This window comes from Pseudomonas saliphila (assembly GCF_008638345.1).
GTDB classification, from domain to species: domain Bacteria; phylum Pseudomonadota; class Gammaproteobacteria; order Pseudomonadales; family Pseudomonadaceae; genus Halopseudomonas; species Halopseudomonas saliphila.
Genome location: NZ_VTVA01000001.1, coordinates 205,281 through 226,328 on the forward strand (window position 1 = coordinate 205,281; position 21,048 = coordinate 226,328).

Annotated in this window: 18 protein-coding genes; 3 read left to right on the top strand and 15 right to left on the bottom strand. The window is 60.9% G+C overall.

Annotation, left to right across the window (positions count from 1 at the left end; all coding sequences use genetic code 11):
* The first annotated feature begins 220 nt into the window (after positions 1 to 220).
* Positions 221 to 2,698 carry a glycerol-3-phosphate 1-O-acyltransferase PlsB gene (gene plsB, locus FHK95_RS00945; RefSeq protein WP_150302712.1) on the top strand — a complete coding sequence of 826 codons (2,478 nt, stop codon included), beginning with the start codon at positions 221 to 223 and terminating at the stop codon, positions 2,696 to 2,698.
* 48 nt (positions 2,699 to 2,746) lie between these two features.
* On the opposite strand, the gene FHK95_RS00950 is transcribed toward plsB, so the two are convergent.
* The 5 genes from FHK95_RS00950 to ppc all read right to left on the bottom strand — a co-directional run bounded on the left by FHK95_RS00950 (position 2,747) and on the right by ppc (position 8,307).
* Positions 2,747 to 3,550: a class I SAM-dependent methyltransferase gene (locus FHK95_RS00950; RefSeq protein ID WP_150302929.1), complete on the bottom strand. Its 804-nt coding sequence runs from the start codon at positions 3,548 to 3,550 to the stop codon at positions 2,747 to 2,749.
* 23 nt (positions 3,551 to 3,573) lie between these two features.
* Entirely contained in the window at positions 3,574 to 3,888 is a 315-nt protein-coding gene (locus FHK95_RS00955; protein WP_150302713.1) for a hypothetical protein, read from the bottom strand.
* A gap of 148 nt (positions 3,889 to 4,036) precedes the next feature.
* Complete coding sequence (tsaB, locus tag FHK95_RS00960) at positions 4,037 to 4,714, bottom strand: tRNA (adenosine(37)-N6)-threonylcarbamoyltransferase complex dimerization subunit type 1 TsaB (protein ID WP_150302714.1); 678 nt, start codon at positions 4,712 to 4,714, stop codon at positions 4,037 to 4,039.
* A 98-nt stretch (positions 4,715 to 4,812) separates the two neighbouring features.
* Positions 4,813 to 5,460 (bottom strand): adenylate kinase, encoded by a 648-nt coding sequence (adk, locus tag FHK95_RS00965; protein WP_150302715.1) that lies wholly within the window; start codon positions 5,458 to 5,460, stop codon positions 4,813 to 4,815.
* A 207-nt stretch (positions 5,461 to 5,667) separates the two neighbouring features.
* Positions 5,668 to 8,307, bottom strand: a complete 2,640-nt coding sequence (gene ppc, locus FHK95_RS00970) for a phosphoenolpyruvate carboxylase (RefSeq protein WP_150302716.1) — start codon at positions 8,305 to 8,307, stop codon at positions 5,668 to 5,670.
* Positions 8,308 to 8,435: 128 nt separating this feature from the next.
* On the opposite strand from ppc, the gene FHK95_RS00975 reads away from it, so the two are divergent.
* Positions 8,436 to 8,780 (top strand): pilin assembly protein, encoded by a 345-nt coding sequence (locus FHK95_RS00975; RefSeq protein WP_150302717.1) that lies wholly within the window; start codon positions 8,436 to 8,438, stop codon positions 8,778 to 8,780.
* A 39-nt stretch (positions 8,781 to 8,819) separates the two neighbouring features.
* Here FHK95_RS00975 and mazG read toward each other — a convergent pair whose 3' ends face one another.
* Genes mazG through cysM form a run of 4 tightly spaced genes read right to left on the bottom strand, consistent with a single transcriptional unit; the run spans position 8,820 to position 14,140 of the window.
* The gene (mazG, locus tag FHK95_RS00980; RefSeq protein ID WP_268977536.1) at positions 8,820 to 9,638 is read right to left on the bottom strand and encodes a nucleoside triphosphate pyrophosphohydrolase; all 819 of its coding nucleotides are present in this window, start codon (positions 9,636 to 9,638) and stop codon (positions 8,820 to 8,822) included.
* The gene (gene relA, locus FHK95_RS00985) at positions 9,635 to 11,881 is read right to left on the bottom strand and encodes a GTP diphosphokinase (RefSeq protein WP_150302718.1); all 2,247 of its coding nucleotides are present in this window, start codon (positions 11,879 to 11,881) and stop codon (positions 9,635 to 9,637) included. The genes mazG and relA overlap by 4 nt, the downstream gene beginning before the upstream one ends.
* A complete protein-coding gene (gene rlmD, locus FHK95_RS00990; protein ID WP_150302719.1) occupies positions 11,862 to 13,241 on the bottom strand; it encodes a 23S rRNA (uracil(1939)-C(5))-methyltransferase RlmD in 1,380 nt (459 codons plus the stop codon). The genes relA and rlmD overlap by 20 nt, the downstream gene beginning before the upstream one ends.
* Positions 13,238 to 14,140: a cysteine synthase CysM gene (cysM, locus tag FHK95_RS00995; RefSeq protein WP_150302931.1), complete on the bottom strand. Its 903-nt coding sequence runs from the start codon at positions 14,138 to 14,140 to the stop codon at positions 13,238 to 13,240. The genes rlmD and cysM overlap by 4 nt, the downstream gene beginning before the upstream one ends.
* Before the next feature lie 96 nt (positions 14,141 to 14,236).
* Here cysM and FHK95_RS01000 point away from each other — a divergent pair, with 96 nt between their 5' ends.
* Complete coding sequence (locus FHK95_RS01000; RefSeq protein ID WP_150302932.1) at positions 14,237 to 17,035, top strand: response regulator; 2,799 nt, start codon at positions 14,237 to 14,239, stop codon at positions 17,033 to 17,035.
* 24 nt (positions 17,036 to 17,059) lie between these two features.
* On the opposite strand, the gene acpS is transcribed toward FHK95_RS01000, so the two are convergent.
* From acpS to FHK95_RS01030, 6 genes are all read right to left on the bottom strand, one after another.
* Complete coding sequence (gene acpS, locus FHK95_RS01005; RefSeq protein ID WP_150302720.1) at positions 17,060 to 17,440, bottom strand: holo-ACP synthase; 381 nt, start codon at positions 17,438 to 17,440, stop codon at positions 17,060 to 17,062.
* The gene (gene pdxJ, locus FHK95_RS01010; protein ID WP_150302721.1) at positions 17,437 to 18,180 is read right to left on the bottom strand and encodes a pyridoxine 5'-phosphate synthase; all 744 of its coding nucleotides are present in this window, start codon (positions 18,178 to 18,180) and stop codon (positions 17,437 to 17,439) included. The genes acpS and pdxJ overlap by 4 nt, the downstream gene beginning before the upstream one ends.
* Positions 18,177 to 18,890, bottom strand: coding sequence for a DNA repair protein RecO (gene recO, locus FHK95_RS01015; protein ID WP_150302722.1), 714 nt, complete (start codon positions 18,888 to 18,890; stop codon positions 18,177 to 18,179). The genes pdxJ and recO overlap by 4 nt, the downstream gene beginning before the upstream one ends.
* 150 nt (positions 18,891 to 19,040) lie before the next feature.
* On the bottom strand, positions 19,041 to 19,937 hold the full coding sequence (gene era, locus FHK95_RS01020) for a GTPase Era (RefSeq protein WP_150302723.1): 897 nt from the start codon (positions 19,935 to 19,937) through the stop codon (positions 19,041 to 19,043).
* A complete protein-coding gene (rnc, locus tag FHK95_RS01025) occupies positions 19,930 to 20,619 on the bottom strand; it encodes a ribonuclease III (RefSeq protein ID WP_150302724.1) in 690 nt (229 codons plus the stop codon). Before rnc ends, era begins: the two co-directional genes overlap by 8 nt.
* Positions 20,616 to 20,993, bottom strand: a complete 378-nt coding sequence (locus FHK95_RS01030; RefSeq protein ID WP_150302725.1) for a DUF4845 domain-containing protein — start codon at positions 20,991 to 20,993, stop codon at positions 20,616 to 20,618. Before FHK95_RS01030 ends, rnc begins: the two co-directional genes overlap by 4 nt.
* Positions 20,994 to 21,048 lie beyond the last annotated feature (55 nt).

Consider the following 21,048-nt stretch of genomic DNA (forward strand, 5'->3'; position numbering starts at 1 on the left):
ACTGAGGCGCATCCTGCAGCCTCTGCGGCCCGACATTGACGTATCCGAGCACGGCGTGAATATGCGGGTATCACCCATCGTTTTCAAGGTTTGCTTACGAGGCTTGTAATGCACCCTGTCACACGCGAGCAAAACCGTTAGAATTCTGCCTAGCCTGTTTTCATCCAGGCCGCGCAACACGCGGCTGATGAAAGCCGCCACCAGACTCGCAGGGAGCACCATGTCAGCTGTTCATTCTTCGTTTTTCGGCCGCCTGCGTTTTGGCCTGCTGCGCCGCATGCTGTATCTCTGGTCTCGCTCGAAAAGCGTCGGCGATCTGGCGTTCAACGAACAGCTCGACCCCCAGCTGCCCATAGTCTATGTGCTGCCCTATCGCTCGCTGTCCGATTTACTGGTGCTGGATCATGAATGTGACCGCGCCGGTCTGCCACGCCCCACGCGCAGCATCCAGACGCTGAGCGAGGAAGAAGCGCACGTATTTCTCAGCCATACCCATGCCTGGACCGCCCGCCCCGATCCGCGCCACCAGTCGCCGCGTCTGCAACGCGTGCTGACCACAGTAGAGCAAAACCCCCAGCTGGATGTGCAACTGGTGCCGGTCAGCGTCTTCTGGGGCCAGTCTCCGGATGTCGAGTCGTCGCCGATCAAGCTGCTGTTTGCCTATAACTGGACGGTCAGTGGGCGACTGCGCAAATTGCTCGCCATTGTGCTGCACGGACGCAATATCCGGGTGCGTTTTGGCGCGGCGATCCCGTTACGCGAACTGGCCGATCAGCAGATCGGCCACGAACGCAGTCTGCGCCGCATCAACCGCCTGCTGCGTGTGCATTTTCGCCAGCAACGGGGCGCTGTGGTGGGCCCCGACCTCTCGCACCGCCGCTCGCTGCTTAAGGGCCTGCTGCACGCCCCCACGGTGCGCCAGGCCATTGAGCGCGAAGCACTCGAGCGCGGCGAAGACCCGGCGAAGGTAAGGCGTGAAGCCACCCGGTACGCCAACGAAATTGCCTCGGACTTTACCTACAGCATCATCCGCTTTCTGGAAGTGGTGCTGTCCTGGTTCTGGAACAAGCTGTATGAGGGTGTTCGGGTCAACCACATCGAACGGGTTCAGGAGATCGCGCGGGGCAACGAGATTGTCTATATCCCCTGCCATCGCAGCCATATCGACTATTTGCTGCTGTCCTATACCCTGCTGCAACACAGCCTGACGCCGCCGCACATTGCGGCCGGTATCAACCTCAACATGCCGGTAGTCGGCGGCATTCTGCGCCGCGGCGGCGCCTTCTTCATGCGCCGCACCTTCCGCGACAACGCCTTGTATACCGCGGTGTTCAACGAATACATGCATATTCTGTTCAGCCGCGGCTTCCCGGTGGAGTATTTCATCGAGGGCGGCCGCTCGCGCACCGGCCGCACCCTGAATCCCAAGACCGGGATGCTCGCCATCACCCTGCGCAGCTTCCTGCGTTCATCGCGCCGGCCTATCGTCTTCGTTCCGGTGTATATCGGCTATGAACGCGTGCTCGAAGGTCGCACCTATCTGGGCGAACTGCGCGGGCAGGAGAAAAAGAAGGAGTCGTTTTTCGATATCTTCCGCGTGCTGTCGGCATTGAAACAGCGTTTCGGGCAGGTCGCAGTGAACTTCGGCGAACCGGTATCGCTATCGGCTTTCCTCGATGAGCAACAACCGGGCTGGCGCAACATGGAGCATGGCAGCGACTTCAAACCCGACTGGCTGCCGGGCACCACCCATCAGCTCGCACGCACCCTGGCGAGCTCGATCAACGCTGCGGCGGACGTCAATCCGGTGAATCTGATTTCACTGGTGATGCTCTCCACGCCCAGGCTGGCGCTGGATGAGCGTGGACTGGTGCGCCAGCTGGATGCCTATCTGGCATTGCTGCGCCGGGTGCCGTACAGCGACAGCATCACCCTGCCCGATATCGGCGGACAGGACATCATTCGTTATGTCGAAGCCATGGAGCTGATTGGTCGGCAGTCCGATGCGCTGGGCGAAATTCTTTACCTGGATGAGCCCCAGGCGGTATTGATGACCTATTACCGCAACAACGTGCTGCATCTGGTGGCGCTGCCGGCACTGATTGCCTGTTTGTTCCTGAACAATTCCCGGATGACTCGCAAGCAGATCCAGCGGCTGGTCATGGCGCTGTATCCCTATCTGCAGGGCGAGCTGTTCATGCACTGGCGCGATGAACAATTGCCCGCGGTGATCGACAACTGGATTGACGGGCTGATCGACCAGAATCTGCTGAACGAGGATGACCAGCAGATTCACCGGCCCGATCCGAGTTCAGCCGAGTTCGTCCTGCTCAGTCTGCTGGCCCGTAGCATCCTGCAGATGCTCGAACGCTTCTACATGGCCTCGGCCCTGCTACTCAACAATCCCAACGGCAGCCTGAGCGCCGAGGCACTCGAAGCGCTCTGCACGGTCATGGCCCAGCGTCTGTCGATACTGCACGGACTGAATGCCCCGGAGTCCTTCGACAAGACACTGTTTCGCCAGTTTATCCAGCGGCTGATCGAGACGGAGGTACTGCAGGTCGACCCGAACGGGCACCTGCATTATCAGCCGGAGCTGGAGGATATCGCCGAGAACGCGGCCAAACGGGTATTGAGCGCGGAGATAAGACTGTCGATCAAGCAGGTTGCGCGTACGCCTGGAGCAGCTGAGAACTAAGGGACGGCTGAGAATTAAGGAGCCTCTGAAGAGCGTAGCGAGCGAAGGTCAGCTCTCCAGTCTGCGCTTGCCATAGATATCGTAACGGCTGGATTGTCCCGTCAGCTGGGCACTGGGTCGCTGGCCTTCAATAGCCGGCGCCTTGCGCGCACGTTTCACCGCAACGCGGTGGCTGGCCAGTTGCAGCGCGGCTTCCAGCAGCGCCGGGGCGTCGGTATCATCTCCCGCTAGCGGCCGGAACAGGCGCATCTCCTTCTTCACCAGCGCCGACTTGTCGCGATGCGGAAACATCGGATCCAGGTGAATCACCTGTGGCACTGGCCCTTCCCACTCATGCATGGTCTGAATGGCATCGGCCTGAATCAGGCGCATGCGGCTGGTGATTTCGGCGACTTTCCCGCCGCTGCGTTGAGCGCGCTCCAGACCATCAGCCAGCAGCGCCGCGATGACCGGCTGGCGTTCCAGCATGATCACGTCGCAGCCAAGCCCGGCCAGTACGAAGGCGTCCCGCCCAAGGCCGGCGGTGGCATCCAGCAGACTGGGTCGAATCCCGCCCCTGACCCCTACCGCCCGCGCCACCATCTGCCCCGCACCGCCGCCGAACAGGCGCCGATGTGCCAGCGCGCCTTCTACAAAGTCAACGCGCACCGCGCCCGGTGCGTCCGGGCCGGTTGCCTGAAGACTCAGTCCGTCCACGCCGACCTGCAACAGCATCTGTACAGCGGGGTCCCCGTGTTCCACACAGGCATAACCCAGGCGGGAAGCAAGCTCAGCAGCACGCGCCTCATATTCAGGCGCCAGCCAGGTGATGGCGAGTGAGGCGATTGGCGCGGTATGCGCAGAAGAGGACATAGGCGGGAAGCTATCGACGCTCATCAAGCGTACAGGTCGATGCCGAACACGCCTTCGACCTCGTCTTTGATCATCATATTGGCGGTGGCGTTATAACTGGCCAAGGCCTGGCCGGCCCGGGTGTGCACAGGTTCGACGCTGTCCCGGCGAGCCGGAATATATTCGGCGATGGAGGTCGAGGCGCTGACGATACGGGCATCGGCACTGCGCGCGATTTCGATCCTGGCTGAAGACCCAGGCTGATCCACGCGCGCCACTTCGCTCCCCGGAGCCGGCATGACCGGCCGTATTCCGCGGCTTGGCAACGTATTGAACGGATTATGACCATCCAGACGCATAGAGAACTCCGGGTTGATGAAGGCGCTGGCCAACCCCGTCCTGATCTAAAGTCAGATGGGGAATACCAACCTGTGACAGCGAATCAGGGGCAATTATCCCCCAGCTCGCATTCTGCCACAAACTCGAACCGTGCTCGCCGAGATGCTTCTACTTCGGCGACTGTTTCGGTGTCGCCACCTGATCGCGCAGGTAGACCGGCTGCGCATCCGCCGCGTCGAGCACGTCACCCGCCTCCCAGCGCGGCAGCGCCAGACTCAAAAGATCACGCGCATCAGGCAACAATTCAGGCCAGGCCTGGTCGACCTGTACCGCGAGCCTCTGTGCATATTGCCAGCCCGTCCCGGCACCCGTCGGTCGGTCCAGGCCTGACGGCAAAGTCACTGCTTCCGGTGCACTGACCCGCTCGGTGCCGACCAGCTGCATCACGCCCTTGTTCAGCTGATAACACCCCCAGTACACCTCGTCCATGCGCGCATCGATCGCGGCACAGACCTGCTCGGCGCCGTGCTCGCGCCAGGCACGCTGCGCCAGGGCCGCCAGATTGGATATATCAATCACCGGCTTATCCGCTGCAAAGGCCAGACCCTGAACCATGCCAGTGGCAATCCGCACACCGGTGAAGGCACCGGGGCCCCGACCAAATATCAACGCATCGAGTTGCTTCAGGGTCACACCGCTTTCCTGCAGCAATTCATCAATCATCGGCAATAACCGCTTGGCATGCTGCCTCGGTATTACCTCATGGCGGGCATAAACCTTGCCGTCGTGCAATAGCGCGGCGGAACAGGCTTCGGTGGCGGTATCCAGGGCAAGCAGAGTGGCCATGCGTGATGTGTCATCCGAACGGAGGGGGCGAGATTGTACCTAAACGAAAAAGCCCGTGCGACTTCTGGCGCACGGGCTCATTTGCCACGCAGATCTGATCAGTCCAGAGCGTTGCGCACTTTGGAGGTAATCTCCTCGACAGTGCCGACGCCTTCAACCCGCGAGCACTTCGGCTTGCCCTGAGCCTCACCCAGCTGGCGGTAGAACTCAACCAGCGGCTGAGTCTGGGTGTGATAGATCTCGAGACGCTTGCGAATGGTTTCTTCCTTGTCATCGTCACGCTGGATCAACGCCTCACCGGTCGCATCATCCACGCCCGCAACCTGCGGCGGATTGTGCTCGATGTGGTAGATACGGCCAGAGCCTGCATGAACCCGACGCCCGGACAGACGCTTAACGATCTCTTCGTCGTCGACCGCGATCTCCAGCACGTGGTCAATGACGATGCCCGCATCAACCAGCGCTTCGGCCTGGGGAATGGTACGCGGGAAGCCATCTAACAGGAAACCATTGGTGCAGTCGTCCTGAGTGATACGTTCCTGGATCAGGCCGATAATCAAATCGTCCGAGACCAGCCGGCCACTGTCCATCACTTCCTTGACCAACAGCCCCATCTCGCTGCCGGCCTTGACCGCGGCGCGCAACATGTCGCCGGTGGAGATCTGGGGGATACCAAAACGCTTGCATATGAACTGGGCTTGAGTGCCTTTGCCCGCGCCTGGAGCGCCCAATAGGATTACACGCATTGCTGAACTCCTCGTTCTAACTGAATAACCGGGGGGCCGCCTGGGGTGCATGACCGGAGGCTGGCGGGCACCAGCCGGGGCTGGCGCGCAAGATTCGCGCACGACAGAAGCAGTGCGAAAAGGGCGTTCAACATACACTTACAGCCCAGCACGCACAAGCCAGACCATAGTCCCGACTGACAGGCCGGGACTACCTCACCAGCGCGGCTACCCGGTGTTGCGAAGACCCGCCGCTATTCCGGCGACGGTGACCAACAGGGCCTGCTCGAGATCCTCGTCCTGGTCGGCCCCCTGGCTGCGTGTCCGCGCCAACAGCTCAGCCTGCAACAAATGCAGTGGATCGATATAGGGGTTACGCACGGCCACCGACTCGGCCAGCACCGGATCATGCGCCAGAAGCTGATCGGCGTCGCGCAAGCGCAGCACCGTGTCAATGGCGCGCTGCAGTGCGGTGCGCAGGGTCTCGCCCAGGCGCCATAAATCGGGCTCGGCTAGCCGCTGCTCATAGTATCGGGCGATGTTGCCGTCGGCCTTGGACAGGACCATTTCCAGCATCTCAACCCGTGCTCGGAAAAATGGCCATTGGGACATCATGTCGCGTAAAAGCGGTTCTTCACCCTGCTCGATCGACTCGGCCAGGGCCTGACCTGCACCCAGCCAGGCGGGCAGCATCAGACGGGTCTGCGACCAGGCAAATATCCACGGAATCGCTCTGAGGGTTTCGATACCACCCTGGCTGCGCCGCTTGGCGGGCCGACTACCCAGCGGCAGCCGCCCCAGCTCCTGTTCCGGTGTTGCCTGACGGAAATATTCGACGAACTGCGGCTCGTCGCGCACCACGCCCCGGTAGATAGTGACCGAGCGGTCCGCCAGACGCTGCATTTTCTCGCGCCACTGCGGCTGCGGTGCCGGGGGTGGCAGTAGCGTGGCCTCGAGCACGGCGCTGGTATAGAGGTTCAGACTCTGCAGCGCAATGCCTGGCAGACCGAACTTGAAGCGGATCATTTCGCCCTGCTCGGTCACCCGAAACTGACCATTAACCGACCCCGGAGGCTGGGAAAGAATGGCCATATGGGCCGGCGCGCCGCCGCGCCCAACCGTGCCACCACGGCCGTGGAACAGCCGCAGGCGCACACCCAGTTCGCGGCACAGGTCGACCAACGCCTCCTGGGCACGGTACTGTGCCCAGCCCGCGGCCAGCGCCCCGGCATCCTTGGCCGAATCGGAATAGCCGATCATCACCTCCTGCTCGTCGCCGATCAGGCTTCTATAGCCTTCCAGCTCCAGCAGTTGCCGGATCGCCGGCGCGGCATTGTCCAGATCATCCAGTGTCTCGAACAGCGGCACCACGCGCATGGGCCAGGCCACGCCGGCACATTTCAGCAGCAGTTTTACGGCCAGCACATCCGAGGCGCAGGACGCCATGGAGATGACGTAGGAGGCGAACAGATCAGCCGATTGCGTCGCCACCACCCGACAGGTGGCCAGCACCTCGGCCACTTCATCGGACGATTTCCATGCCGGCGGCAGCAGCGGTCGACGGTTGTGCAGTTCGGTCAGCAGAAAGTCGCAGCGCTGGGCTTCATCCCACTCCTGATAACTGCCGAGCCCCAGATATTCGGTCAGCTCGGTGAGCGCGTCGCTGTGTCGACTGGCTTCCTGGCGAATGTCCAGGCGCACCAGCGCCAGGCCAAAGGCATTGACCCGCCGCAGCGTATCGAGCAGCGGGCCATTGGCGATCAGTTCCATGCCCTGGTCAAGCAAGGACTGGTAGCACAGCTCCAGCGGTTCGCGCAGCTCGTCCAAGTGGTGCAGCACCTCGGTCGATTCGAACGTCTCTCCGGCCAGGGCTGCCTGCGCCCAACGGCGCGTCACCAGCAGCCGCTGACGTAGGGCCTTCATCACCGCGCGGTAAGGCTCGTCCACACCACCGGCGCGTTGCATCAGCGCCTCACTGGCCGCCTGCATCGACAGTTCGTTACTCAGGGCGCTGATGTCGCGCAGATACAGATCGGCGGCCATCCAGCGTCCGAGCAGCAACACTTCGCTGGTGACGGCGGCGGTGACATTCGGATTGCCGTCCCGGTCGCCGCCCATCCAGGAGGCGATTCGTACCGGCGCCGCACGTCTGTCCAGACGGTGACCGGTGGCGTCATGCATCTGCGCGTCCAGCTGGCGAAGAAATTGCGGCAACGCCTGCCACAGGGAATTTTCGATAACCGCAAACCCCCACTTGGCTTCATCCACCGGCGTCGGACGGTTGCGGCGGATTTCATCGGTATGCCAGGCCTCGCTGATCAGACGCGCCAGGTCGCTACGCACCTGGGCCGTTTCACTGGCCGACAGATCATCATGATCACCCCGCTCCAGGGCGGCGGCGATCGCATCGTACTTCTGGATGAGCGTGCGGCGCGCTACTTCGGTGGGGTGCGCCGTCAGCACCAGCTCAATATCCAGCGCCTCAATATGGTCACGCAATTTATTGCCATCCATGCCTGAATCGCGCAGACGCTGAAGCAGCTCGCTCAGGCAGCGATCCTCGAACAGTGGCTGCTCATCGTCACGACGACGCCGGATGCGATGGTATTGTTCGGCAATGTTGGCCAGGTTGAGAAACTGATTGAAAGCGCGGCACACCGGCAGCAGTTGATCGTCTGGCAGGTCGTGCATGGCGCTCAACAGGGCGTCGTACTCGGCCTGATTGGTCTGACGGCCTTGCTTGGCACCGAGTCGAATACGCTCGATGCGCTCGAGAAAATCCTCACCCAACTGCGCCTGGATGGTCTGTCCCAGCAACTCGCCCAGCTCATGTACTTCCTCGCGCAGACGCGCATCGATCTCGGTCATGCTCAGCTCCTGTTCGTTCACTTACTACAGCATGGGTTCAAGGCGGCGCAGTGGCAAGCGCCAGACAAGACGCAGGTACTGCGCTAGGCTTACAGTATCGCCACAAGCGGAAGTCAAAGAGGAAAACCATGAAGATCCGTGAACTTACTCAGGAATGGGAACGCACCGGAAAGGGTCGCGTAACGCAGAACGCCTATCAGGTGAAGCTGCCGCTGGAGGATGCAGCGCGCCTGGCTGCGCTGCAGGAAATGTATCCCAAACGCTGCGTCGAGGAGTTGATCACCGACCTGCTGTCTGCAGCACTGGAGGAATTCGAAGCGTCGCTGCCCTATGAGCCTGGGGAAGAAGTGATTGCTGAAGATGAGATGGGCGACCCGTTATATGGCGATACCGGACCCACGCCGCGCTATCTGGCACTCAGCCGTAAACATCTGGCGGCATTGTCGGCACAACAACAGGAAACCGAACACTAGAACAAGCGGCGTTTCGCCAGGCTGACGAAACGCCGTATTCTACAGGCCGTGATGCTTGGCTGCGTCCCACAAAGCGTCCAGGTGCTCGAGCGCTGCCTGCTCCACGCTGGTGCCGGCGGCCGCCAGCTGCGCTTCGATATACCGGAACCGCCGTTCAAACTTGGCATTCCCGGCCCGCAATGCGGACTCGGCATCGACCTGCAGATGACGCGCCAGGTTGACCACACAGAACAACAGGTCACCGACCTCCTCCGCCACCGCCTGCTGGTCGCGCGCAGCCAGCGCCTGCCGGATCTCGTCAAGTTCCTCCTGCACCTTGTCGATCACCGGCGCCGTTTCAGACCAGTCGAAACCGGCGCGACTGGCCCGTTTTTGCAGCTTCTGTGCACGGCTCAGTGCGGGCAATGCATGCGGAACATCATCCAGCAGTGACAGCTGCTGCGGCGCGCTCGCCTTGGCGGCGCGCTCCTCGGCCTTGATTTCCTCCCAGCGGTGCTTGATCTGCTCGGCATTCAGACTGCGCGTGCCCGGTGGCGTGCGCAGATTACCGTCGGGGAACACATGGGGATGCCGGCGTACCAGCTTGCGGGTAATACCATCGACGATGGCGTCCCAGCCGAAATGCCCAGCTTCACGTCCGAGCTGAGCGTAATACACCACTTGAAACAACAGATCGCCCAGTTCTCCGGACAGCTGCTCGAAATCCCCCTGAGCTATCGCATCGGCGACCTCATAGGCCTCTTCAAGGGTGTGCGGCACGATGGTCTCGAATGACTGTTCGAGATCCCACGGACAGCCGTGCGCAGGATCCCGTAGTCGTCGCATCAGATACAGCAGGTCATCCAACTGATAGGTCACGCCCGGTTCTGCTGACGGTTACGCCAGGCCTCGATGACATTCGGCAGTTGACTGATGCGCCCCAGCAGCCGACCCAGCATGTTGAGATTGGGTATCTCCACCGTCAGCAGCATGGCCGCGCAGTTATCTTCCTTGTTGGTCCGGGTACTGACTTCCAGCACATTGATTTTCTCGTTAGCCAACAGCTGCGATATGTCGCGCAGCAGGCCCGACCGATCGTAGGCCTTGATGTAGATCTCCACCGGATAGGTCTGCACCGGCTTGCCGCCCCAGCTCACTTCGATCAGTCGCTCCGCTACCTGATCCTGCAGCTGCATGGCCGTCGCGCAGTCGGCGCGGTGTACGGTGACCCCGCGACCCAGCGTGATGTAGCCGATGATCGGATCGCCGGGCACCGGCTGACAGCAACCGGCCAACTGCGTCAGCAGATTGCCCACACCCTGAATGTATACATCGCCCCGACGGCCATTCTTGTTCGCCCGACGTGGCACCAGCGTCAGCTGATCGATGTTGCGATCCGGCTCAACCAGTTGCTGGGCGACATTGACCACGTGCGCAAGCCGCACATCACCCGAGCCAACGGCAGCAAACAGATCCTCCTGGGTATTGATGCCGAGGCGATCGATCAGCTGGGCATAATCCGCGCCGTTGAGCGCTAGCCGGGTCAGCTCGCGCTCGAGCATCAGTTTGCCGGCGACCACGTTCTGCTCGCGGGCCTGCTGCTTGAACCAGTGCTGGATCTTCGCCCGGGCGCGCGATGTATTGACGTAGCCCAGGTTGGAATTCAGCCAGTCGCGGCTCGGGCTGCTCTGCTTGCCGGTGATGATTTCCACCTGCTCGCCGGTCTGCAACACGTAGTTCAGCGGCACGATACGACCGTTGACCTTGGCCCCGCGGCAGCTATGCCCGACCTCGGTATGCACCCGATAGGCAAAGTCCAGCGGCGTGGCGCCCTTGGGCACGTCCAGCACGTGGCCGTCCGGGGTGAACAGATAGATCCGGTCCGGCTCGAAATCCACGCGCAGCTGTTCAGCCAGCCCGCCGATATCGCCCATTTCCTCATGCCACTCAAGGACTTGGCGCAGCCAGGCGATCTTGTCCTCGTAGGCATCGGAGGTCTGCTTGAGATCAGTGCCCTTGTAACGCCAGTGCGCACAGACGCCCAGTTCGGCCTCTTCGTGCATGGCGTGGGTGCGAATCTGGATCTCCAGCACCTTGCCCTCCGGGCCAACCACCGCGGTGTGCAGAGAGCGGTAACCGTTCTCCTTGGGATTGGCGATGTAGTCGTCAAATTCGTTGGGGATGTGTCGCCACAGACTGTGTACGATTCCCAGCGCGGTGTAGCAATCACGTACCTGCGGCACCAGAATACGCACCGCACGCACGTCATAAACCTGACTGAAATCGATGCCCTTGCGGCTCATCTTCCGCCAGATCGAATAGATGTGCTTGGCCCGTCCGGTGATATCGCCATGGATGTGCGCCGCGTCCAGCTCGGCACGCAGCCGCGCCATCACCTCCTCGATGTACTCCTGGCGATCGAGACGGCGCTCGTCGAGCAGCTTGGCAATCTGCCTGTACTTCACCGGCTCGAGGTAGCGGAAGGACAGATCCTCCAGCTCCCACTTGATATGACCAATGCCCAGACGGTGCGCCAGCGGCGCGTAGATGTCGAAGATCTCGCGGGCAACGCGGTAGCGTTTTTCTTCCGAACTGTCTTTGGCCGCACGGATGGCGCAGGTGCGCTCGGCCAGTTTGATCAGCGCGACGCGGACGTCGTCGACCATGGTGATCAGCATCTTGCGCAGATTTTCCACCTGCGCCTGGGTGCCGAAGGCGCTGGCCTTGCCGGGATTCTGCGATACGCTGATCGCCGCCATGCGCTGCACACCGTCCACCAGGCTGGCGACACTGGGCCCCAGACGGCGCTCGACTTCAACCAGATCAGTTTTGTGTTCGCGCACCGCGCGGTAGATGACAGCCGCGACCAGGGAGTCCTGATCCAGCTTGAGATCGGCCAGAATGTCGGCCATGTCGAGTCCGGTCTGGAAGCTGCTGTTACCGGTGCCCCAGATATTTTCCGCGGCGATCGCCGCGTCTTCCAATTCTTTGGCCCATTCGCATGTTTCGCGCAGGCGCGCAGGTTGCGCCAGGGGCACTCGCTTCTCTATCCGAGCCATCCAGGCATCGAGGTCAACACTTCCATCGTGGTTGACCGGATAATCAGCTCTGACTTGTACCATTTTGGTTTTTATCCTTGCCCGACACGAACAGTGCCATGGCTTCCACATGGGCCGTTTGCGGGAACATATCCATAACGCCCGCCTGAACCAGCCGATAACCCTTGCTTGCCAGAATACCCGCGTCGCGGGCCAGCGTGGCCGGGTTACAGGATACGTAGAGGATCCTGCCGATGCCTCGCTCGGCCAACGCGGCCACCAGTGTTTCGGCCCCGTCGCGTGGCGGATCGAGAAGAGCCGCCTGGTATTGCTGATCCAGCGTTTCGTTTGTGAACGGCTTCGACAAGTCGGCCTGGCAAAAGTGCACAGCGTCGAAGCCATTATTCTGTGCATTCATGCTGGCCCGCTCGACCATACGCGCGTCACCCTCAACGCCCGTTACCTCAGCACCCCGCTGTGCCAGCGGCAGCGAGAAGTTACCCACTCCACAGAAAAGATCCAGTACCTTCTGTCCGGCCTCCACGTTCAGCCAGTCCATTGCCTGGTTGACCATTTGCTGATTCATCACTGCATTGACCTGAGTAAAGTCGCCAGGTGCGAAGGCGAAGCGCAATTGCTGTTCTTCCAGCCGGTAAGCCAGTTCGGAGGTTGCCGCCGCGTCGTCACCGTGGCGCATCGCCTCACCCTCGCCCTCGAACCACAGATCAACATGGTGGCGCTGCGCAAGGTCTTCAAGCAGCTGAATATCCTCCTGTCCGAGCGGTCGAATGTGCCGCACTACCATAGCCGGCGCGTCGCCCCCGATCAGCTCCACGTGCCCTAAACTGGTGCGCGCCTTCAGTTGCTGCAAGGCGGCCGGCAAAGCCTTGACCAGCGCCTCGAGTACAGGAACCAGAATAGGACATTCACTGATCTCTACCAGCTCATTACTCGCGCGCTGGCGATAACCTGTCTGCAATCGCGCTGCCCGTTGATCCCAGCGTACCGATAAGCGGGTGCGCTGACGGTAACCATAGGCCGGCCCGAGCAACGGTGGCATCCAGCGCTCTGGTGTTATACCAGCGAAATGTTGCAATTGCTGGGCCAGCGCCTGCTGCTTGGTTTCGATCTGGGTGGCGTGGGACATATGCTGGAGGTTGCAACCGCCGCACAGGTCAGCGTGCTGACATCTGGGCGCTTGTCGGTCGGGGCTACGCTCGAGCAACTGATCGAGGCGCGCTTCAATCAGCTTGCTGCGCGCACGGACGACGCGTGCGGTTACCCGCTCGCCGGGCAAACCGCCTTCGACGAAGGTCGTGCGGCCCTGCCAACGGCCGATACCACGACCATCATGACTGAGGCGCTCGAGCAGCACCTCGATACGCTGCCCAATCGCAGCGGGCGCATCCGTCGTGCGCCGCGCCCGTCCGTAGGAACGCTTCATGATTTGGGGTCAAACACACCGGTGGACAGGTAACGGTCACCCCGATCACATATGATGGCAACGATCACGGCGTTCTCGACTTCAGCGGACAGGCGCAGCGCGGCAGCGACGGCTCCACCCGACGAGACGCCACAGAAGATGCCCTCTTCCCGTGCCAGTCGACGCATGGTGATTTCAGCTTCGTCCTGGGCCATATCAATCACGCGATCAATCTGCGAGGCATCGAAGATGCGTGGCAAGTAGGCTTCAGGCCAGCGGCGAATACCGGGAATCGCTGCACCTTCCACCGGCTGCAGGCCAACGATCTGTACGGCCGGGTTCTGCTCTCTGAAATAGCGCGACAGGCCCATGATGGTGCCGGTCGTGCCCATCGAACTGACCAGATGGGTAATGGTGCCCTGGGTATCGCGCCAGATTTCCGGTCCGGTGGTGGCGTAATGCGCCTGCGGATTATCCTGATTGGCAAACTGGTCGAGGACCTTGCCACGACCTTCGCTCTGCATCCGTACGGCAAGATCGCGCGCACCTTCCATACCCTGTTGCTGCGACACCAGTACCAGCTCGGCACCGTAGGCTGCCATCGACGCCTTGCGCTCGCTGCTCATGTTGTCCGGCATGATCAGGATCATCCGGTAACCCTTGATAGCTGCGGCCATAGCCAGCGCGATACCGGTGTTACCGGACGTGGCCTCGATCAGGGTATCGCCGGGCTGGATTTCGCCGCGCTGCTCGGCACGCAGAATCATCGACAGCGCCGGGCGATCCTTGACCGAACCGGCCGGATTATTACCTTCAAGTTTGACCAGAATGGTATTGCTGGTCTCACCTGGCATACGCTGCAGTCTTACCAGGGGAGTGTTACCGATGAAATCGGCAATGGTCGGAAATTCGATGCTCATCATCCACCCTTGCGGCCGCGCCCGGTCAAGCCGTGCGCAAGGCTGTGCTTTTGTGTCAGTCGGCATATGATACCGGCATCGGAGAGACGGATACACATAATGAACGAGATTGGCATCAAGGCCCGCATCCTGGCGATGACGCTGGTTCCTGCTGGCATTTTGGCCCTCTCCCTGGGGGTGTATTTCAGCTGGCAGCATGTGCAGGATCTGGACCGGCAGCTACTTGAGCGCGGCCTGCTGACCGCTGAATATTTGCAAAGCCCGGCGTCCGCTGCGCTGCTCGATGGCCAGCCGGAACGTCTTAGACCGATGATGTCGGTCGCCCTCAATCACCGCGATGTCCGCGCCGTCACCCTTTACGATGCCGACATGCAGCGCCTGGAGCACAGCGGTCCGCAGATGCATACGGCAGAGCGCATCCATCAGAGTGATTTCGGTGCCGGATCTGGCCTGCAGGTGCAGGCCAGCAGTTCCAGCAGCCGTTTCAAACTGCCCCTTCTGGCCAGCCCCGATCTGACCGGCCTACGCTCCCAGCCGACGGTCGAGCCGGATGCCCTGCTCGGCTGGGTGGAAGTCGAACTTAGCCACGGCAACACCATTATTCGCCGCTACCAGACGGTGCTGAGCGCGCTGGTGCTGATTGTGCTCGGGTTGGTGATCACCGGCGCGGTAGTGGGGCTGATGGGCCGGCGCATTACCCGCCCGATCGCCCAGGTCAATCAGGCCATCAGCCGCATCAGTGAAGGACGGCTGGATATCCGCCTGCCACCGCAGGGCAGCCGCGAACTGAATGAGCTGGCTGTGGGTATCAACACCATGGCGCAGACGCTGCAGAGCGCTCAGGGCGAGCTCCAGCAGAACATCGATCAGGCGACCGAGGACTTGCGCCAGACCCTTGAAACGATCGAGATCCAGAACATCGAACTGGATCTGGCCCGCAAGACCGCTCAGGAAGCCAGCCGCATCAAGTCGGAATTTCTCGCCAACATGAGTCACGAGCTGCGCACGCCGCTCAACGGCATACTCGGCTTCAGTAATCTGCTGCAACGCACCGAACTCAGCGGTCGGCAGCAGGAGTACCTGGGCACCATCGAGAAATCGGCCGATAACCTGCTGGCGATCATCAACGAGATTCTCGACTTCTCCAAGATCGAGGCCGGCAAACTGGTACTCGACAACCTGCCGTTCAACCTGCGCGACCTGATTCAGGACACCCTGACCATGCTCGCTCCGGCGGCCCATCAGAAAGGGCTTGAGCTGGTCAGCATCATCTATCGCGACACGCCGCTCGGGCTCAGCGGCGATCCGCTACGTCTCAAGCAGATCCTCGCCAATCTGGTCAGCAATGCGATCAAGTTCACCCACCGCGGTTCCGTCAGCGTGCGCGTCATGCTGGAGCAGGAAGACGATACCTTCGCCCTGTTGCGCATCAGCGTGACCGATACCGGTATCGGCCTGTCCCCCTCCCAACAGAAGTCGCTGTTTCAGGCGTTCAGTCAGGCGGACAACTCGCTGTCACGCCAGAGCGGCGGTACCGGCCTTGGACTGGTCATTTCCAAGCGCCTGGTTGAGCAGATGCAGGGCGAGATCGGCCTGCACAGCCAGCAGGGTGAAGGCTCGGAGTTCTGGTTGACGCTGCGCCTCGGCAAGTCCAGCCAGGCGCTGGACGACTTACCACCCAAACCGCTGCAGGGGATGCACGCTGCATTGGTCGAACCACAGCTGCTCAGCCGTCAATCAATCATGCATATCCTGGAAGATCTCGGCTTGGTGGTACAGCTGTTCGATACGCCTGAGACGCTGCATCTGGCGCTGGAAGGGGGCAAGGAGCGTATCGACCTGGCGCTGCTCAGCACCAGCAGCACCTGTTCGACGACCTCGATCTTCGACATGATCGGTTATTGGGCCCAACACGACTGGTGCAAAACACTGCTATTCACCGACACCACCGAGCATTACGGGGAGCTCGATGCCCTGCCCCGTGCGCAATGCCAGGTGCTGTCCAAACCGGTGTGCACACGCAAACTCTTCCGCGCCGCTACGCAGCTGCTGCTCAAGCCAGCGACGAGCGCCCCTTCCGTCAATCTGCTGCCACGCTCTGCGTCCCCCGGCATACGCGTACTGTGCGTGGACGACAACCCGGCCAACCTGAAACTGGTTCAGGCGCTTCTCACTGATATGGGAGCCGAGGTAGTGCTGGCAACCAGCGGTGAGCAGGCGCTGGAGGTGCTGGAAGATCAGCATGTCGAGCTGGTGTTCATGGATGTGCAAATGCCCGGCATGGATGGGCGGCAGACCACGGTTGAGCTTCGCAAACGTGAAACGCTCGCCCGCAGTACAGCAGTGCCCATCATCGCGCTGACCGCGCACGCCCTGCCGGGTGAACGCCAGCAGCTGCTCAAATGCGGCATGAACGATTACATCAGCAAGCCGATCGACCCGGAGCAGCTACGCCATTGCATTCAGAAATGGACCGGCGCGGAATTGTTGGCACTGGACGGGCCGAACCCGCCAAAGGGTGAACCACTGCGCGCCGAACCCGGGTATGGCGATACTCGAATACTCGACCCTGAGGAAGGGCTCCGACTGGCTGCCGGCAAAGCTGACCTGGCCGAAGACATGCTGAATATGTTGCTGGCGGGGCTGCCTGAAGAATCTCGGCAGATCGAACAGGCGAGCCGGGCAAATGACCAGCAGGCGTTACTCGAAGCGGTGCACCGCCTGCATGGCGCCACGCGATACTGTGGGGTGCCGGAGCTGCGCGATTGCTGCTACCAGGCGGAAACCCTGATCAAGCACGGAGAAGAGAGCCTGGAAGCCATTCATGCCCTGCTGGAGGCAGCCGGGCGGCTGCAGGTCAGCTATGCACGTCTGGGCTCAGTTCACGTCTCATAGCCCGCCATTAAAGCCGAACGCGCGCTACTCGGCTGACCAGACCGCGAATGCCAGCGCCTGCTCACGCTCGTCACTGAGCGAGAGCAGCATGCGCCCTCCGCCGCCCTGTGCCAGCCGCTGGGCGGCGACTCCGCTCAGAATGACCTGAGGTGCGCCCTGCGGATCATTGTCTATCTGCATAAAGTGCCAGGACATGCCCTTGGCCAGCCCGGTGCCCAGCGCCTTGAGAATGGCTTCCTTGGCCGCGTAACGCTTGGCCAGATAGCGCGCCGGTTGCGAATGGGCCTTGAAGCGCTCCAGCTCCGTATCAGTGAGAATCCGCCGGGCGAAGCGCTCGCCCTGCCGCCCCAGCGCAGCCTCGATGCGGCTGACCAGCACTATGTCCGTTCCGATGCCAACGATCATTGCGGGGAAGAGGCCCCCATGATCAAGGCACGCATTTCCCTGACGGCTGGCGCCAGTCCGGAAAACAATGCGCGGGCAATGATCGCATGGCCGATATTGAGTTCGTGGATGCCGGGAATCGCCGCGATCGGCTCGACATTGTGGTAATGCAAGCCGTGTCCGGCGTTGACCACCAGCCCAAGCTTGCGCGCGTAGGCAACCCCTTCACGAATACGCTGCAGGGCAGCGACCTGTTCATCGCCTTCGGAGTCGGCATAGTGCCCTGTATGCAGCTCGATGACCGGGGCGCCAACGCGGCGCGCGGCTTCGATCTGCTGCGGATCGGCATCAATGAACAACGAGACCTCTGCTCCCTGCGAATTCAGCTGCTCTACCGCTCGCTGGATTCTTGCCTGATCAGCCGCGACTTCCAGCCCGCCCTCGGTAGTCAGCTCCTCGCGTCGCTCAGGCACCAGACAGACATGCGCCGGGCGAATCTCGCGGGCAAAGGCGAGCATTTCGTCGGTGACGGCCATCTCCAGGTTCATCCTGGTCTGCAGCACCTCCGCCAACAGGCGCACATCGCGCTCCTGGATATGGCGGCGATCCTCGCGAAGATGCACCGTAATACCATCAGCACCGGCCTGCTCAGCGTCAATGGCCGCCTGGACCGGATCCGGATAGCGCGTGCCGCGTGCCTGACGCAACGTGGCGATATGGTCGATGTTCACACCCAGCAGTACGCGCTGTGGATTGATCACGGTAAATCTCCTTTGGCAATAAAGGGATGGCGAGTGAAGAGCGAGCGGCTTATCAACGGCCGATTACCCAGGTGCGGTGCCAGTGCCTGGCGCATCAACTGTTTGGCTGCCCGCAGCGTTTGCGGTTCGCGCCAATCATGGGCCGCCATGGCCAGCAGCGCGCTACCAGGCACGCCGCCGTTGTTATCCCGCTCCAGAACCACCAGGCCCTGCTCCGCCTGCCACACATAGCGAGCATCGGCTGACACCGGTTGCCCCGTGGCGTCCACGGTCAGGCTGAAGCCGTAGCCGAGCCCGTCCAGTAGTTGCCATTCGAACTGACGCAGTACGGGCTCAACCGAGGCGTTACTGGCAAGCTGCTCCAGGGCATGTTGATAGGCGGCAAACAATACCGGCTGCGGATCACCCGGATACACCAGGCGGATCAGCAATTCATTGAGATACATACCACTGAACAGTGCATCGCCCTGCAACAACACGTAAGAGCCGGCGGCTTCAGCCTGAGTCAGGGTTTTCAGTTCGCCGCGCCCGACGGTGGCGACCATTAGCGGCATAAAGGCTTGCGGCACGAGCCCTTTACGCTGGCCACGAGCGCCTCGCCATACAGCCCTCTGCAGACCATGGTGAAGCGTAAATAGATCCACCAGCGCGCTAGTGTCGCGATAGGGGCGACTATGCAGAACGTAGGCAGGGCTGAGAGGGCGGCTCATCCAGGGTCTCTTGAGGTTGTGAGGCTGTTAGCGTGCCGCATGAGACGTCGCAGTGCGAGTAGCGACCATTTCGGGATAATCGTGTTGCGGCCACATACGGGGGGATCACCAGGCCAACCGCCGTTCCCGGCAGCCGGCCTCGCTAAACAGTTACTCGAAACGGTAACCCAGCGAGCTGAGCGCGCGCTCATCGTCCGACCAGCCACGACGCACTTTGACCCACAAATTCAGCATGATCTTGCTACCGAACAGTTTCTGCATATCCAGACGCGCTTCCTGGCCGATCTTCTTCATACGATCGCCACCATCCCCGATGATGATTTTTTTCTGGCCTTCGCGCTCCACCAGAATCAGGGCATGAATATGCAGAACCTTGCCTTCCTGCTTGAACTGCTCGATTTCCACCGCGACCTGATAAGGGATTTCTGCACCGAGCTGGCGCATCACCTTTTCACGGACCAACTCGGCGGCCAGGAACCGGGAGCTACGGTTAGTGAGCTGATCATCGGGGTAAAAATGTTCGCTCTCAGGCAGACGACTAGCTATCAGCTCTTCCAGGTGTTCAATGTTACGTCCGTGCAGTGCCGACACGGGAACGACTTCGGCTTCCGGCAGCTGGGTTGTCAGCCATTCCAGATGCGGCAACATGTCGCCCTTCTCTTCCATGCGATCAACCTTGTTGACCACCAGCAGAACCGGGCATTTTACGTAGCGCACCTTGTCCAGAACCATCTGGTCTTCGTCGGTCCAACGGGTGCGGTCGACCACAAACAACACCACGTCCACGTCGCGCAGGGCCTGAGTAGCACTCTTGTTCATGAACCGGTTCAGCGCCTTGTCGTTGTCCTTGTGCACACCGGGAGTGTCGACATAAATGGCCTGAACACCGTTCTCGGTCTTGATACCGAGCATGGTGTGACGCGTGGTTTGCGGCTTGCGCGAAGTGATCGCCAGCTTCTGACCAAGGATGTGGTTGAGCAACGTAGACTTGCCGACATTCGGTCGACCCACAATGGCTACGTAGCCGCAACGGGAAACTTCACTCATCCAACTTCTCCACGCCAAGGGCGATTAGGGCTTTTTGCGCCGCTTCCTGCTCGGCGCAACGACGACTACTGCCAGCGCCAAAGGTCGGTTCCCCAAGAGGAGCGACCTGACACTCAACCTTGAACGTACGGCAATGCGCTTCGCCACTGCTTTCGATCACCTCATATCGAGGGAGTTCGCACTGACGCGACTGGAGGTATTCCTGCAGTCGCGTTTTAGGGTCCTTGTTATTGTCGACCAGAGTCAGCGAGGCAATGTGATCGGTCAGCCAGAACAGAATACGCTCGCGCGCCGTCTCCATCCCGCTATCCAGGTAGATGGCACCAATAATCGCCTCTGTGGTATCGGCGAGAATGGATTCGCGCCGGAAACCACCGCTTTTGAGTTCACCGGAACCCAAGCGGAGAAACTCTCCCAGCTCGAAGCCCTTGGCCAGCTCGGCGAGGGTGACGCCCTTTACCAGCCTGGCGCGCAGGCGCGAAAGCTGCCCTTCGCGAGCCTGCGGGAAGCGCTCGAACAGCGCGTCCGCGGCCACAAAGTTGAGAATGGAGTCACCAAGGAATTCGAAGCGCTCGTTATTGCGCCCCCCAAGACTACGATGGGTCAGCGCCAGAACCAGGAGTTCCTGGTCCTTGAAGCTGTAGCCGATCTTACGTTCCAGCCGGTCTAACTTATTGCTCACTTGATTGGTCTGACTATATGAGATTCATCGAAATGGACCAGTAGGTCCACGTTCTGCAGCATGGGCGCGCGCACGTCATACTTGATCAGCACAGTGTAGGTATCGGTGCCGTTGGCGTTTATCTTGATCGCCTCGGCGGCGTTGATATCTCGGATACTGTTGATTTGCAGGCCCTTGTTAATATGCGAACTAAGTTCGCGCAATGAGCCGATCTTGATGGTCGGGTCTTCGTTCACCGACGTAACGATCTTGCGCAGCGCGAAATGATCCATGTAGATCGGCACCAGCTTGACGGTCACCATCAGGCCGAACACGACCAGTGCTATGACTGCCAGCCAACTGAAAAAAGACATACCCTTCTGAGAATGGCGCATGCTTACCTCGTAACGTCCGTTGTTGATCTTATGCTTTCCTGCCGACCCGGGAGTG

Excerpts from the sequence above, each read along its gene's own strand:
- era (WP_150302723.1), bottom strand. The coding sequence starts at position 19,937 with ATGAGTGAAGTTTCCCGTTGCGGCTACGTAGCCATTGTGGGTCGACCG.
- relA (WP_150302718.1), bottom strand. The coding sequence starts at position 11,881 with ATGGTACAAGTCAGAGCTGATTATCCGGTCAACCACGATGGAAGTGTT.
- recO (WP_150302722.1), bottom strand. The coding sequence starts at position 18,890 with ATGAGCCGCCCTCTCAGCCCTGCCTACGTTCTGCATAGTCGCCCCTAT.
- FHK95_RS00955 (WP_150302713.1), bottom strand. The coding sequence starts at position 3,888 with ATGCGTCTGGATGGTCATAATCCGTTCAATACGTTGCCAAGCCGCGGA.
- FHK95_RS01030 (WP_150302725.1), bottom strand. The coding sequence starts at position 20,993 with ATGCGCCATTCTCAGAAGGGTATGTCTTTTTTCAGTTGGCTGGCAGTC.
- plsB (WP_150302712.1), top strand. The coding sequence starts at position 221 with ATGTCAGCTGTTCATTCTTCGTTTTTCGGCCGCCTGCGTTTTGGCCTG.
- rlmD (WP_150302719.1), bottom strand. The coding sequence starts at position 13,241 with ATGAAGCGTTCCTACGGACGGGCGCGGCGCACGACGGATGCGCCCGCT.
- acpS (WP_150302720.1), bottom strand. The coding sequence starts at position 17,440 with ATGATCGTTGGCATCGGAACGGACATAGTGCTGGTCAGCCGCATCGAG.
- adk (WP_150302715.1), bottom strand. The coding sequence starts at position 5,460 with ATGCGTGTAATCCTATTGGGCGCTCCAGGCGCGGGCAAAGGCACTCAA.
- cysM (WP_150302931.1), bottom strand. The coding sequence starts at position 14,140 with ATGAGCATCGAATTTCCGACCATTGCCGATTTCATCGGTAACACTCCC.
- ppc (WP_150302716.1), bottom strand. The coding sequence starts at position 8,307 with ATGACCGAGATCGATGCGCGTCTGCGCGAGGAAGTACATGAGCTGGGC.
- FHK95_RS00975 (WP_150302717.1), top strand. The coding sequence starts at position 8,436 with ATGAAGATCCGTGAACTTACTCAGGAATGGGAACGCACCGGAAAGGGT.
- FHK95_RS00950 (WP_150302929.1), bottom strand. The coding sequence starts at position 3,550 with ATGTCCTCTTCTGCGCATACCGCGCCAATCGCCTCACTCGCCATCACC.
- tsaB (WP_150302714.1), bottom strand. The coding sequence starts at position 4,714 with ATGGCCACTCTGCTTGCCCTGGATACCGCCACCGAAGCCTGTTCCGCC.